The following is a 14892-nucleotide window of genomic DNA, read 5'->3' on the forward strand; positions in this document are numbered from 1 at the left end:
GTGCAAGCATCCTGGATGTGTCACGCCTAGGGTCCGGGATTCCGCTGGTGGGGCGCAGTTCGCAACTACGGCGACTGCGCTCCGCCCTCCAGCACGCACAACGGGGGACGGCCGCCGCCGTCCTGCTCGCAGGCGACGCGGGCGTCGGCAAGTCCAGGATGGTCGCCGAGCTCTCCGACATCGCCAACGCCGAGGGCGCCCGGGTGCTGATCGGCCGCTGCCTGGACGCGGGCGAGACCGGCCTGCCCTACCTCCCGTACGCCGAGCTGCTCGGTCAGCTCGGCGAGGACGACGTGCACCTGGTCAAGGCCCGCCCCGCGCTCGGCAAGCTGGCGCCCGACCTGGTCGAGGCGCCGCGCCACGTCTCCGGCGCCGACCGCAGGCTCGACCCCGACCTGGGGCAGCTCCAGCTCTTCGACGCCATGCACGGCCTGATCACCGAGCTGGCCACCGAGCGGTGCGTCGTGCTGGTGCTGGAGGACCTGCACTGGGCGGACAGCTCCACCCGCTACCTCACCTCCTTCCTGCTCTCCCGGCTGCGCTCGCAGCGCGTGCTGGTCGTGGCCACCTACCGCACCGACGACCTGCACCGCAGGCACCCGCTGCGCCCGCTGCTCGCCGAGCTGGTCCGACTGCCCGCGGTGGAACGCCTCGACCTGGCCCCCTTCGACGCCAAGGAGGCCCGCTCCTTCGTCGCGCAGCTCGCCGAACGGGACCTGCCCGAGGAGACCATCGCCGAGATCGCGGCGAAGTCCGAGGGCAACGCCTTCTTCGCCGAGGAGCTGGTCGCCGCGTGGGCCGACCGGTGCAACGGCATGCCGACCGGCCTGGCCGACGTGCTGCTGTCGAGGGTGGAGGCGCTCAGCCCGCACGCGCAGAAGGTGGTCCGGACCGCGTCGGTCGCCGGCCGGTGGGTCCGGCACTCCCGGCTGCAGGAGGTCTCCGACCTGGCCGAGGCCGACCTGGAGGCGGCGCTGCGCGAGGCCGTCGCCCACCACGTGCTGGTCTTCAGCGAGGGCGAGGAGCGCTACGTCTTCCGGCACGCCCTGCTGCGCGAAGCGGTCTACGGCGACCTGCTGCCCGGTGAGCGGGTGCGCGTGCACGGCGCCTACGCCAAGCACGCCGCCACCACGCTGGGCGCGCGGGGGTCAGCCGCCGCGCTGGCCCACCACAGCCTGGAGAGCCACGACCTGCCCGGCGCCCTGTCGGCCTCGGTGCTCGCGGCCAAGGAGGCCAAGGACTCCGGCGCCTTCGCCGAGGCGCTCTACCACTACGAGCAGGCGCTGAAGCTGTGGCAGGCGGTGCCCGACCCGACGGAGGTCGCCGGCGTCGACGAGCTGAGCCTGACCAGGAAGGCCGCCTACATGGCCTACCAGGCGGGCGAGGCGGACCGCGCCATCGCCTTCGCCCGCGCGCTCGCCCGGCTCAGCGAGGAACAGGGCGACCGCTCGGTCACCGCGGACTCGCTCCGGATATACGCCCAGTACCTGCTGTTCTCCGCCGACCACAAGCTGACCAAGGCGGCCGAGCTGATCGAGCGCGCTTGGGAGCTGGTCGAGAGCGAGCCGGACACCCCGGTCAAGGCGTGGGTGCTGGCGGTGCGCTGCCGCATCGCGACCCATCTGGACATGCCGGACGAGATCGCGATGGGCTACGCCGAGGAGGCGCTGCGGGTCGCCAAGGCCGCGGGCGCGTCCGGGGCGGAGGCGGACGCGCAGATCTCGCTGGCGATCTTCGACGAGTACGCGGCCCGGCCCAAGAAGGCCAGGGAGCGGCAGCTGATCGCCCGGGACCGCGCGCTGGAGGTCGGCGCGCTCTCGGTGGAGCTGCGCGCCTGGTACAACCTCTGCGTCAACCTCTACGACCAGGGCGAGCTGTCCTCGGCGCTGGCGTTGATCGACAAGTCCGTCGCCCGTGCCGAGCAGGTCGGCCTGACCTGGAGCGCCTACGGCCTGGAGACGCGCCTGCTCCAGGTGGTCGCCCGCTACATGCTCGGCGACTGGGACGGCGCGGAGGCGGCCGCCGAGCTGCCCGGCCGCGCGGTCCCCGACCTGGCGGCGGCCGAGGTCGCGGCGGCGGGCCTGCACGTCCAGGTCGGCCGGGGCCACTACGCCGAGGTGCGCGCGATGCTGCGCCAGTTCGGCGAGCAGTGGCGGCGGGACCCGCTCACCACGGTGCTGACCGACCCGTGCGTCGCGGAGATGGAGCTCTGGCGCGGCCGCCCGGCCGAAGCCGCGGGCCGCATCGCCAGCGCGCTGCGGGTGCACCGCGAGTACGACGAGTGGGGCGCGCGCGGGATCTGGCTCGGCTCGCTCGGCGTCGTCGCGCACACCGAGCTCGCCAGGCAGGCGCGGCGGAACAAGAACACCGCCGCCGAACAGGACGCGGTGGCCAACGGCATGGAGATGCTGGAGTTCGTCCGCGACACGGTCCGCTTCGGCAGGCCGCGCAGCGGCGAGCTCGGCCCGGAAGGCCGCGCGTGGGTGGCCAGGACCGAGGCGGAGGCGCTGCGGCTGCGCGGCGAGAACGACCCCGACGCGTGGCGCGAGGTGGTGCAGGCCTTCGGCTACGGCCACGTCTACCAGGAGGCGATCGCCCGCTGGCGGCTGGCGGAGGCGCTGCTGCTCGCGGGCGACCGCGACGCGGCGGGGGTCGAGCTGTGCCTGGCGCACGCGGTGGCCGACCGCCTCGGCGCGGTCCCGTTCCGCGACGCGCTGCGCCAGTTCGCCAAGCGCGGCAGGCTGACCCTGGACGGCGCGACCACCCCGGAACGCCCGACGCTCAACCCGCTCACCCCCCGCGAACGCGCGGTGCTGACCCTGGTGGCCAAGGGCAACACCAACCGCCAGGTCGGCGAGAAGCTCTACATCAGCGAGAAGACGGTGAGCGTCCACCTCACCCGCATCATGTCCAAGCTGCGGGCGGGCAGCCGCACCGAGGCGGTCGCGGCGGCCTACGAACGCCAGCTCCTGACCTGACCGGCGCTACTTGGCGTCGGCGTAGCAGTCGACGACCTTGGCCTCCAGCGGGAAGCGGACGGGGGTGTCGCCGAAGAGCAGGCGGGTCGCGGTGACGGCGGCGTCGTGCACCGCGACCACGACCTTCTCCGCGTTCTCGGCGGCGCAGTGCACGATCACCTCGTCGTGCTGGAAGAACACCAGGTCCGCCCGACCCATGTCGTGCAGCGTCGCACGGAGGCTGGCCAGCATCGCCAGTGCCCACTCCGCCGCCGTCGCCTGCACCACGAAGTTGCGGGTGAAGCGACCACGGGCCCGCGCCGCCGTCAGGGCCTTGCGTTCCTCCGCCGCGCCCTCGGCGACCGCGAACGCGGGTTCGGAGCCCTCAAGCGCGACCGACACCGACGCCGGGGGACAGGTGCGGCCGAGGTGGGAGCGCACCAGCGCGCCGCTCTCGCCGAGCTGTGCCGCGTGCTCGACGTAGCCCATCGCGGCGGGGAACCGCTGCCGCAGCGTCGCCAGCAGCGGGCCGATGCCACCCGAGGTCTGCCCGTAGAGCGCGCCCAGCATGCCCAGCTTCGCCCTGGCCCGGTCGCCCTCGAACGCGTCGGCGGCCAGTGCCGCGTACAGGTCGCCGTCACCGGCCGCCGCGGCGAGCCGGTGGTCGCCCGCCATCGCCGCCAGCACCCTCGGTTCCAGCTGGCTGGCGTCGGCGACGACGAGCTTCCAGCCCGCGTCGGCGATCACCGCGCCGCGGACCTTGCGGGGGATCTGCAGCGCCCCGCCCCCGCGCGTCGCCCACCGCCCGGACACCACACCGCCCGGGACGTACTCGGGGCGGAAGCGGCCGCCGTGCACCCAGGACGCCAGCCAGGACCAGCCGTGCGCCACGTGGATCCGGTAGAGCTCCTTGTACTCCAGCAGCAACGGCACCGCCGGGTGGTCTACCTCGCGCAGCACCCAGGAGCGGGTCGAGCTGAGCTTGAAGCCCGCCTTGGCGAAGGCGCGCAGCACCTCCGCGGGAGAGTCCGGGTGCAGCCGGTGGTCGCCGAATGCCTGGCTGATCCGCTCGGCCAGCTCGCCCAGCCTGCGCGGGGGAGCGCCCACCGCCGAGCGCGGGCCGAGCATCTCCACCAGCAGCGCGTCGTGCACGTCGGCCCGCCACGGCAGCCCGGTCCCGCCCATCTCGGTCGCGACCAGCGCGCCGGCCGACTCCGCCGCCACCAGCAGCCGGAAACGGCCGGGCAGCGCCACCCCGGCGATCCGCCGCTGCTGGTCGGCGTGCACCTCCACCAGCGCGGCCATCGGGTCCACCCCACCCGGCAGCGCCGCCTCCCCGGTGTCGAAGAGCATCGGCTGGAGCTGCTTGGTCCTCGGCGGCGGGTCCTTCGGCACCGGCCAGCCGCGCAGCCGCGCCAGCGCCGCGGCCAGCCCCCTCGGCTCGCCCCAGCGGCCCGCGTGGCCGAGCAGCAGCGCCTCGGTCAGCTCCACGTCGTGGCAGCGGTCCACCCGCACGCCCCCGGCCAGCAGCTTCTGGTAGGTCTCGGCCGTGCTCGCCCACACCCAGCGCGGCCGCTCGGTGTGTTCGCGCTCACGCACGGCCGCCACCGCGTCGGGGACCCGCTCCACCGCCCCCGCCGCCTCGCCGTCCTCGGTGAGCGGGCACAACAGCCCGCCACCGTCCGAAGCCACCACCAGCGCCACCCGCACGTCCCGGATTGTGCGCCGCCCCACCGACAGTCGGTTGTCGGTGTCGTGACCTAGTGTGGTGACATCGGAACTTGGTCGACCTTCCGAAGCAACCTTCGGGCCACCTGCAACGACCTATACACAGGGGGAGAGTCGATCCGCGCCGCCCGTCACCGGGCGCGCCCTTCGCGAGGACGCGAAGCCCGTGGTCCTTGTTCGGCCAGCAGTCGTTGGAAGGGGTTGTCGAGAAGTGGTTGCCGCCCGTGTGACGGGACTGGCGAAGTTGCTCGGGTTGTGCGTCGTGGCCGGGGTCCTGGTCGCGGCGGTGTTGTTCCCCGTAGTCGGGGGAGTCGGCCTGATGTCCAACCGCGCCAGCGAATCCGTTGACCAGATCTCCTCCGACCTGGTCAGCGTCGACCCGCCGCAGGTGACCTCGGTGCTCGACAAGAACGGCAAGGTCATCGCGTCGCTGTTCGAGCAGGACCGCACGATCGTGCGCAGCGAGGACATCTCGCCGAACATGAAGGCCGCGATCGTCGCCGTCGAGGACCGCCGGTTCTACGACCACAACGGCGTGGACTGGCAGGGCATCTTCCGCGCGGCCGTGGACAACGTGGTGCAGGAGGGCGACGGCGGGGGTGGCTCCTCGCTGACCCAGCAGTACGTCAAGAACTACCTCGCCTACGTCGTGGCCAGGACCGACGACGAGCGCGGCAAGGCCACGGAGCGCAGCATCGCGCGCAAGCTCCGCGAGGCCCGCATCGCGCTGCAGCTGGAGCGCGAGGTCAAGGACAAGGACGAGATCCTCACCCGCTACCTCAACATCGTGCCCTTCGGCGGCCAGATCTACGGCGTCGCCAGCGCGGCCCGCACCTACTTCAACACCTCGCCGAAGGACCTGACCATCCCGCAGGCCGCCTTCCTCGCTGGTCTCGCCAACCAGCCGAGCCGGCTCAACCCGGTGAACAACCCCGAGGGCGCGGTCAAGCGGCGCAACTGGGTGATCGACAAGATGGCCGAGAACAAGGCCTTCCCGATCTCCGACCCGGCCAAGCTCAAGCAGGAGGTCGACAACCTCAAGGCCACCGAGCTGGGCACCCAGAACCCGCTGCGCACGCTGTCCAACGGCTGCGTCGGCACCGGCGGCGGCAACGTCAACGGCTTCTTCTGCGCCTACGTCGTGGACTACCTGCAGAAGGCGGGTATGTCGCTCGAACAGATCAAGCGCGGCGGCTACACGATCAAGACCACGCTCGACCCGGTCGCGACCGAGGCCGCCAAGAGCGCGGCGGAGGGCGAGGTCTCCAAGACCACCGACGGCATCGCCAACGTGATCGCGGTCGTGCAGCCCGGCAAGGACAAGCACCGCGTGGTGGCACTGGCGGCCAACCGGGACTACGGCATCAAGCAGGACCTCGGCCAGACCTCCTACCGGCTGCCCAGCGACGTGGCGAAGTTCGGCGCGGGCTCGATCTTCAAGGTGTTCACCGCCACCGCGGCGATGGAGGAGGGCAAGGCGGGCATCAACACCTCCATCCCGACCCCGCCGACCTACACCTCGCCGGTGTACAAGAACGGCGGCCGCGGCTACACCGTGAAGAACGCCGGTGAGTACGGCGAGTCCATGTCCCTGCAGCAGGCGCTGGCGCTGTCGCCGAACACCGGCTTCATCTGGCTGGAGGAGCGGGCCGGGCTGGGCAACGTGGTCGACATGTCGATCAAGCTCGGCCTGCGGAACAGCATGCAGGGCGTGAACAACGCGGGCACCAAGCCCAACCCGGACAGCAAGAACCGGCAGTACAAGCTGACCCAGGAACAGCTGATCAAGCAGGACAACTCGGGCTCGTTCACCCTCGGCGTCACCCCGGTCAGCCCGCTGGAGCTGGCCAACGTCGGCGCGACCCTGACCTCCGGCGGGGTCTGGTGCCCGCCGAGCCCCATCGAGCAGATCCTCGACCGCTCCGGCAAGCCGGTGCCGTTCACCGAGGCCGGGTGCGAGCAGGTGATCAGCCCCGACCTGGCCGCCAGCATGGCGCAGGCGCTGAGCAAGGACGACCAGGGCAACGGCACCTCGGCCGCCGCGGCGAGAGCGGCGGGCTGGGACCGCCCGATGCTCGGCAAGACCGGCACCACCCAGGACCACAAGTCCGCGGGCTTCCTCGGCGCCACCCCGCAGTACTCCGGCGCGGTGCTGACCTTCAGCGACAGCGACTCGCCGCGCCCGATCTGCGACGGCGCCCAGCCGTACCTGTGCCGCAGCGGCAACATCTACGGCGGCAAGGTCCCGGCGCGGACCTGGTTCGAGGCGATGAAGAAGATCCACAAGGACAAGAAGCGGGAGGAGCTCCCGCCCGCGGCCCCGAGCTTCATGAACTGACGGCGACCCGAACTCGAACTGGGCCGGCACCAGGGTTTTCCTCCCAGAAAGCCCGGTGCCGGCCCAGTTCTCGTGTCAGCGCCCGTGGCGGCTTTGACGCCACCCTTTCTACGGCCTCACCCGTCCCAGCCGCGTGCGTCGAACGGGTTAACGCCTGGGGCGGATGCCGGTCAGCTCCGGCTCAGCCACGGCAGCCGCAGCGACAGCAGCCGCATGGTCACCGCGTCCAGCTGGTGCTGGGCGTCCCGGCGCAGCGCGTCCTGGGCGGGGCGCACGCGGCGCTTGCCCTCGAAGTACGCGCCGTTGACGTCCTGCTGGGTGGTCGCGGCGTGCAGCACGTGGTCGGCGCCCGCCGTCGGGGGCGCGCCGGAGAAGCCGTAGGTGGCCCGCAGCAGCTTCGTCTCGATCGCGCCGGGGTCCACGCTGACGGCAGCCGTCCGGGTGTCGGCGAGCGCCGTGGCCAGCGAGCACGTGTGCACCGCGAGCGCCAGCTTGGACCTGGCGTAGGCGATCTTCGGGTGATGTGCCACCGAAGGCCACATGTTCGGCCACGCGAACCGGACCGCGCGGTGTTGCGCGCAGGACAGGTTCACGATCTTGCTGGAGTCGCTCGCGCGCAACGCGCCGAACAGCCGCGCGGTCAGCAGCACCGGTGCCAGGTAGTTCACCTGGAAGGCCGGCTCATGACCGTCGTGGCTGCTCGCGCCAGGGTGACCGCCGGGGATGGCGGCGTTGTTGATCAACAGGTCCAGCGTCTCCAGCCGGTCCAGCACCGCCTCGGCCAGCCGCTCGACCTGCGCGAGGTCGGCGAAGTCGGCCAGCAGCGGGATTACCGAGGTGCCGGGGTTGGCCGGGGCCAACTCCCTGGCGAGGGCCTCCAGCGCGTCGGATCGACGCCCGTGGATCAGCAGTGTGTCGACCAGTCCGGCCAGCCGGCGCGCGGTCGCCCTGCCGATGCCGTCCGTCGCGCCGGTGACCAGTGCGGCGGTGATGCGGGTCACCGGTCGGGACTCGCATGCTCCGAGCCGATCGTCCACCGGGGTTCCTCGACTGTCTCTTGCATCTCGCAATGGCTATTTATGGTTTTCCCGACTGTGCGGTGGGAAAGCGGCGCCCACCAAACATGAAAAAGATATGGATGTGCCTTTCTGGAAGGGGATGCGCCTGCGGGAGCTGTGAGCATTTTCGGACGCCTCATGGCGTTCGTCGTCATCCGCGCGCCCCCGCCGCTCCGATGCGCTCCGAGGCGGGGGGATGGATGTTTGCGCAGCTAAGCACCGCTGTGGCGAGCGGTGTCGTCGCAGGAACACGACGGGCTGGCGATGTATTCGGGGAAATCACGGACCACAACTCCAAATTGAATTGCGTACCAGGCGAGAGGGTGGCCTCGGGTTGGCCGCCCATTCCTCGGCCTGGCATCCCCTAATCGTGCTCTGTGAAGGCACTCGCCAGAACCGCCGCCGGAGTGAGGGAAAACTGCGGCCGTTCGACCTAGTCCGTGCTACCTCGGTCGGCCGTGCCCCGAGAAACACGAATGCCAGCACCCCCGGCCGGACCGGCCGGGGGTGCTGGCATTCGTGGTCGGGGTGGGGTCAGCGCGGCTCCGCGGGCCGGGCCGCCGCGTGCACGGTCGGTGGCCACTCCTCCGCGTCGAGCAGTCCGAGGGCGTAGGCGTGCGAGACCAGCGCGGTCCTGCTGGGCGCCCGCAGCCGGCGGCGCAGCACCGCCAGGTGGTAGTCGATGCTCTGCCGGGACAGGTTCAGCGCCCGGCCGATCGCGGCGTTGGAGTCGCCGATCGCGACCCGCTCCAGCACCCGCGCCTGGACCTCCGACAGCAGCGGGGTGGACCCGGCCATCGTGGCCCAGCGCATCTGCCGCACGGCCTCCACGGCGAAGACCACGGAGGCGGGCTGGCCGTCCGGGCTGCGCGAGACCGAGGCGGTGAAGCGGACCTCCACCGGCGGCTCGGTCTTGCGGTCCAGCAGCACCCGCGCGCGGTGGCTGGGGATCTTGCCGCCGAGCAGGTCGCCCCACCACGCGCCGCACTGCGGGTTGTGCCGGTTGAACAGCAGCGTGCCCGCGGTCGCGCCGCGCAGGTCGTGCAACTGGCGGCCGAGCAGCTCGCACAGCGCCGGGTTGGCGTCGCTGACCGTGCCGTCCGGGTCGCACACCAGCACCGGGATCGTGGAGCGCTCGGCGACCGCGCGGTGCCGCTCGCGCATCTGGAACAGCTCGCGCTTGGCGCGCATCTGCTCGGTGAGGTCGAGGTAGAACCCGGCGACGAAGGCCCGCCCGTTGCGGGAGCGGACCGCCGCGAGGTAGCCGGCGACGTGCCGGGTCCTGCGGCTGTTCAGCCGCAGCGCGAACCGGTGCGGCCGGATGATCGTGGTCTCGCAGGCCCTGGTCAGCATCTCCGCGTCCAGCCACTGCTGCTCGCCTGCGAGGGCGCGCGGGCCGAACTCGTCCATCGGCGCGCCGATCATGTCCGACGCCGACCGGTCGTAGAGCGCGGCGTAGGCCTGGTTGACCCAGCGGTACCTGCCGTCGGGGTCGCGCACGCAGACGGCCACCGGGCCGTGGGTGATCAGGTGGACGAGCAGGCGGTACACCGCGGGCTCGTCGAGCACGGGGGTGTTGTCCTTGCGCGCCATCGCGTCCATCGGGCGGCTCATCGGGACCCACCTCCGCGCGGGCCCGCCTGTGCCGGCAGCGGCACCGACAGCGTCGTCGTCATCGCGCGGCACGGGCCCCCACCCGCACGCCTCACCAGCGTCAACGTCGTGTTGCGCGTCGACATAGCCCACCTCTCCCACGCGACCGGGCCACCGGCCTAGTGGCTCGGCGCCACTCGGCGCATCAGATACCGACCAACCGGTATCCAAACGCCAAGACCTCTCCCGTGTCAATCACCGTGCGTGAGTGATCGGTTCGTCACCGCGACGCGGACGTGGTCACGGCCTTGCCCGAACGGGGACTCAGCCGGCGGGGCTGACCATCCTCGGCCGCTCCAGAGAAGGCGGGTCCAGCCGCAGGTCGTGCCCGGCGCCGTCGGGGCGGATGCCCGGCAGGAAGCACACCCAGAGATGTCTTATCCGGTCGATCATGTCCTTGCGGCCGGTCAGCGACTGCGCGACGAGCTGGATCCCGGTGAACACGCCGACCAGCAGCTCGGCGGTGGCGGCGAGGTCGAGCCCCTCCCGGACGTCGCCCTGCTGGCGGGACTGCTCCAGCAGCGTGTCGACGGCGCTGATCCAGCCGGAGAAGGCGCGGCGCGGCTCGGGCTCGTCGAACTCGGACTCGAAGACCAGGCGCACGGCGGCGCGGATGACCGGGTCGCCCACGAGCTGGCTGCCGAACTGGAACGACAGGTCGACCAGTGCCTGGAGCGCGCGGCCGTCGCTGCCGACGAGCAGGCTCTCCACCGAGGGCGGCCAGCCGCGGTAGTGCTCCTCGATGACCGCCAGCGCGAGCGCGTCCTTGGACGGGAAGTGGAAGTAGAGCGCGCCCTTGGTCACGCCCGCGGCCTCGCACACGTCCTGCAGGCTCGTTCCCCGGAAGCCCTTGTCGTCGAAGGTCGTCGCCGCGGCTTTGATCAGCTTGGCACGGGTCAGCTCAGCCCGTTCCTTTTTGCGCATTGGCGCTCTCCATCATGCTAATCGGGGAAAGCTCGCATACCTACCGGCCGGTATGCTAAACGACCCCGGACGCGTCCCCCGCCAGGGACTGAGGTGCTATTCGATGACGTCTTTCGCTGAGAACGTGCTGGGTTGCCGTAGTGACCTTCTCCAATCGATACCAGACCCGCCAAGTGCGCTATTCCACAGCACCGTGGACCGCAGGCTCGTGCACCGCGCCGCGGTGTGCGAGGTCCTGCCGACCTGCTGGGCCCGGGTCGACCGGGATCGCTACATGATCGGTGCCCAGTGGCCACGAGACCATAGTTTCTACCGTCCCGTGTTGCCTCACCTGCACGATCCCCTCCTGGTGCTGGAGACCGTGCGACAGGTCGGGCTGCTCGTCGCGCACGTGGGCGCCGAGGTGCCGCTCGGTCATCACTTCGTCATGCATGCAATCGGCTACGACGTGGATCCGGGGTTGTTGCGCCTCGGGCGCGAGCCCGCCGACCTGACGATCGACGTCACCTGTCAGGTGCATCGGCGTCGCCCGACTGGAGCCGTCCGGCTGGGTGTCCTGACCCGGATCGCCCGCGGCGGCGACGTGCTCGGCACGGGCTTCGGCGAGATGACCTGCCTGCCGCCCGAGCTCTACCGCAACCTCAGGGCCCGCAGCGTTTCCCCAGGTGAAGTGCCAGATCATGACCTCCCCTCTGTCGAGCCGCGCCGGGTTGGCCGGTACCGGGCGGAGGACGTGGTGATCAGTCCCGGTGGCGTGCCGTCCCGGTGGTTAATCCGAGTGGACCGCGATCATCCGGTGCTCTTCGATCATCCGCTCGACCACGTTCCGGGGATGCTGGTGTTCGAGGCCATGCGCCAGGCACTTGCCTACACGGAACGCGGGATCGTGCCGCTGGGCTGCCGCGCGGAGCTGAGCAGGTACGTCGAGCTCAGCCCGCCCGCGAGCATCGCGCTGCGACCCGGCGGCGGCGATCCGGTCTTCGATCTCGAACAGAACGGGAAAGCGGCGGGACGGGTCGCCTGGTTTATGTCGCCGGGCGCCGCGCGGGACGTTCCCGGTCCGCGCCGCTAATGCGTCGGTGGAGTCGATCTTCATCATTCGGCGGGCGGTTCATGTTTGCCGCATCCGGTGAATTGGATCGCGATTCGATGCCAATTTTCCGGACTGGACTGTTGCCCTTTCCTCGCCGGTGGTCTAGAGAGCCGTCGCCGCCAGCTCGATCGTGTCGGCGGCGGTGTCGGCGTGCACCGAGAACCTGAGGTAGCCGGGGCGCGCGGTGGCGACCACGCCGCGCCGGGCCAGCTCCGCGGTGACCGACTCCCACCTGGGCCCGTCGAGCCGGACCGAGACGATGCCCGCCCGCCCGCCGGGGCTGTCCGGGGTGAGCAGGTCGGCTCCTGCCGCGCGCAGCCGGTCGACCAGCAGGTCGGCGTTGGCGGTCACCGCCTCGGCGACCTCGCGCTGGCCCGCCCGCTCCAGCCGCTCCAGCGAGGCCAGCAGGCCGGTGATCGCCAGCGGGTTGAGCATCGTCATGGTCACGCGGCCCGCGTCGTCCACGGCCGGGTGCTGCGTGGCGTCGAAGACCGCGCGGTCCTGGACGCCGGACCACCCGGTGAGCCCGTCGGTGAGCCGGTCGAGCGCCTTCGGTGACGCGGCGAACACCGCGGCGCCCCAGCCGGAGCGCAGCCACTTCTGGCCGCCCGCCACCACCACGTCGGCGAGGTGCCAGGGCTGGTCGCTCACGCCGAAGCCCTGGATCGCGTCGACCACGAGCAACCGGTCGCCGACCGCCTCGCGCAGGCCGGGCAGGTCGGCTCGGCGGCCGGTGCGGTAGTCCACGGCGCTGACGGTGACCGCGACCGTGTCGGGGCGCAGCGCCGCGGCCACCCGCTCCGGGGACGCGTCGCCGTCGGGGTTGTCGAGCAGGTCCACGGTGAGGCCGCCGCGCTCCTGGGCGCGCAGCCACGGGTAGACGTTGGCGGGGAAGTCGTGGCGGGGCACCAGCACCCGGCCGGGCCCGTCCAGCCCGAACGCGACGTGGAACAGCCCCGCGCTCGTGGAGGGCACCAGGGTGACGCCTTCCCTGGAGAAGCCGGTCAGCCGGGCGGCGACTTCGGCCGCCCTGCCCTCGCGGTCGTGCAGCTCGTCGACGACCCCTGGCGCTCCGGTCGCGGCGAGCCGGACCGCGTCCAGCAGCGCGTCGCGCACCTCCGGCGGCGGTGGGCCGAAGCGAGCGTGGTCCAGATAGTGCTCACCGGTCCGCGGGGTGGTGGCCCGGACGGCTCCGGTCTCTTCGGTGTTGGCGTTGGTCTGTTGGGGCACGGCGTAATCCTCACGCGGGGTGTCGCGAACGGGAGCACGGGGACGGTCAGTGTCCCCAGTGGTCTGTTCGGGGTCGTCGGCATCCACTCGGCCTATCCCGCGGCCTCACGCCTTGTGTCCACTGTGGAGTATCGGCTGTTCGGCGGACCGTGGTTCGTGACCGTTATGCCCGATCGGACGCGTTGACTGGGCCCAGGATCGCGCGGTTGCATGATTTCCAACCGATGTGTCCGTCCGCGAGAAACAGACCTCATTCCCCGGCAACGCCGCCGGGGGACTCCGAGGAGGCCGCATGACTCCGGAGAATCCCGTGCTCGGCAGACGCGGTGTGGTCATGGGGCTGGGTGGCCTCGGGGCGCTGGCGCTCCTCGGCGGGCTGCCCGCGTCCGCGGCTCCGGTCGCGGAGCGGGAGAAAGGGCCGCTCGACCTGACGTTCCGGGTCACCGACCAGTTCCGGCCGTTCGCGTTGATCGCTCCCGGCTTCGGCCAGTTCGACACCGCGACGCGACGGGACCGCATCGGGCTCCGGGCGCGGGGCGCGCGGATCGGTGACGACGGGACCGTGGGGCTGGCGGGGGACACCCTGCTGGTCACCCCGGTGGGTCCCCGCGCGCCGTTCTGCTCGGTGCTCGTCGAGGTCACCTCGCTCGACGCCGGTGCGAGCGTCGTCGCGGGAATCGCCTCGGACAAGGGAAACTCGGTGCTCGTCCGGTACAGCGCGGACGGCAGGGCGACCATCGAGGTCACCGTCGGCGGCACCAGGACCGTGGTGGACAGCGCGAGCCGTCCGCTGTCCGCGCCGTTCCGGCTGGCGTTCGTGCTCAACGAGAACGCGGTCACGGTGCTGGCCGACCCGACGAACAGCGGCACCGGGTGGGTGCCGCTGGTCACCGAACGGGACAAGGTCTCGGCCCTGGTCGACCTGCGGAGGCCGGAGCGGCTCGGTTCGCTGCGCTACGCCTTCGGCGGTTCCGGGTCCAGCGCGCTCGGCCGGGTCCAGGCGGGCTACTTCGGTCAGGCGGGGCTGCGCGACGGGCACCTGGTGCAGACCGCCGACGGCCGCCCGCTGATCCGCGACAACAAGATCTACTTCACCTTCACCAGCGCCGGGCTCGGGTTCTTCCAGCAGGCGCACTGGGGCGTGTGGGCGATGGACATCGCCAACCCGAGTCGGTTGGAACAGGTGTCGCAGCTGTTTTTCCTACGCGATGGGGTGATCGTCGGCGACCACGCCGGTCAGGTCGTGTACGACGAGCGCAGAAACCGGTACATCGTGGCGATGAGCACTTGGGGCGACTTCGCGTTCAACGGCGTTCACGTGCGCCACGTGGAGACCTCGGCGAACGTGCTCTCCGGTGTGCACGTGCTGCGCACCGAACGGTTCCCGCTGCCGACGGCGGTCAGCGCGTGGGACCCCTCCCTCACCAAGATCGACGGGCGGTGGCACGTGGCGTTCGTGGAGAGCCCGCGACAGTCGCCGACCTTCGAGTTCCACCCCGCGCTCGCCGTCGGCCCTCGCGGCGGCGCGTACCACCAGGACCTGGTGCTGCGCGGCGCGGACACCACATTGGACCAGGCCGAGGGCACGATCATCCAGCGGGTCGGCGGGCGGTGGTACCTCTTCGCCAGCGACGGCGACGCCCGCCAGTACCGGGTCTACGACCTCGCGGACATGAAGCACCTCGGCGCGCTGGACGCGCCGTACCGCACCAACATCCCGCACCCGCAGCTGGTGGAGGTGCCCGTGCCGGGAGGAACGCGCTGGTGGCTGGTGACCTTCGACGGGACGCAGTACGCCGAGGGGGTCCTCGGCTACGGCGGGCACGGCGACGTGCTGGTGATGCGGGAGCAGCCTGGCTGAGACGAACGGTGGAAAAGGCGGGCCGCGCCCGCGCTGTGACCGAGTGACGC

Annotated in this window: 9 protein-coding genes; 4 read left to right on the top strand and 5 right to left on the bottom strand. The window is 71.5% G+C overall.

The window, feature by feature from the left end:
* The first annotated feature begins 47 nt into the window (after positions 1-47).
* On the top strand, positions 48-2978 hold the full coding sequence (locus tag ACFFQA_RS36825) for a helix-turn-helix transcriptional regulator (protein WP_377862436.1): 2931 nt from the start codon (positions 48-50) through the stop codon (positions 2976-2978).
* A 6-nt stretch (positions 2979-2984) separates the two neighbouring features.
* Here ACFFQA_RS36825 and ACFFQA_RS36830 read toward each other — a convergent pair whose 3' ends face one another.
* Positions 2985-4667: a bifunctional 3'-5' exonuclease/DNA polymerase gene (locus tag ACFFQA_RS36830; protein ID WP_377862437.1), complete on the bottom strand. Its 1683-nt coding sequence runs from the start codon at positions 4665-4667 to the stop codon at positions 2985-2987.
* Between the two features lie 229 nt (positions 4668-4896).
* Here ACFFQA_RS36830 and ACFFQA_RS36835 point away from each other — a divergent pair, with 229 nt between their 5' ends.
* Entirely contained in the window at positions 4897-7023 is a 2127-nt protein-coding gene (locus ACFFQA_RS36835; RefSeq protein ID WP_377862438.1) for a transglycosylase domain-containing protein, read from the top strand.
* A 170-nt stretch (positions 7024-7193) separates the two neighbouring features.
* Here ACFFQA_RS36835 and ACFFQA_RS36840 read toward each other — a convergent pair whose 3' ends face one another.
* The 3 genes from ACFFQA_RS36840 to ACFFQA_RS36850 form a co-directional block, all read right to left on the bottom strand.
* Positions 7194-8060: an SDR family NAD(P)-dependent oxidoreductase gene (locus ACFFQA_RS36840; protein WP_377862439.1), complete on the bottom strand. Its 867-nt coding sequence runs from the start codon at positions 8058-8060 to the stop codon at positions 7194-7196.
* A 555-nt stretch (positions 8061-8615) separates the two neighbouring features.
* Entirely contained in the window at positions 8616-9695 is a 1080-nt protein-coding gene (locus ACFFQA_RS36845) for a helix-turn-helix transcriptional regulator (protein ID WP_377862440.1), read from the bottom strand.
* Between the two features lie 303 nt (positions 9696-9998).
* Positions 9999-10658, bottom strand: a complete 660-nt coding sequence (locus ACFFQA_RS36850) for a ScbR family autoregulator-binding transcription factor (RefSeq protein WP_377862441.1) — start codon at positions 10656-10658, stop codon at positions 9999-10001.
* Positions 10659-10851: 193 nt separating this feature from the next.
* Here ACFFQA_RS36850 and ACFFQA_RS36855 point away from each other — a divergent pair, with 193 nt between their 5' ends.
* Positions 10852-11730: a ScbA/BarX family gamma-butyrolactone biosynthesis protein gene (locus tag ACFFQA_RS36855; protein ID WP_377862442.1), complete on the top strand. Its 879-nt coding sequence runs from the start codon at positions 10852-10854 to the stop codon at positions 11728-11730.
* Between the two features lie 123 nt (positions 11731-11853).
* Here ACFFQA_RS36855 and ACFFQA_RS36860 read toward each other — a convergent pair whose 3' ends face one another.
* Entirely contained in the window at positions 11854-12981 is a 1128-nt protein-coding gene (locus ACFFQA_RS36860; RefSeq protein ID WP_377862443.1) for an aminotransferase class V-fold PLP-dependent enzyme, read from the bottom strand.
* A gap of 292 nt (positions 12982-13273) precedes the next feature.
* On the opposite strand from ACFFQA_RS36860, the gene ACFFQA_RS36865 reads away from it, so the two are divergent.
* Complete coding sequence (locus ACFFQA_RS36865) at positions 13274-14842, top strand: hypothetical protein (RefSeq protein WP_377862444.1); 1569 nt, start codon at positions 13274-13276, stop codon at positions 14840-14842.
* Positions 14843-14892: the final 50 nt, after the last annotated feature.

The sequence above is a fragment of the Allokutzneria oryzae genome (genome assembly GCF_042429765.1).
Lineage (GTDB): Bacteria > Actinomycetota > Actinomycetes > Mycobacteriales > Pseudonocardiaceae > Allokutzneria > Allokutzneria oryzae.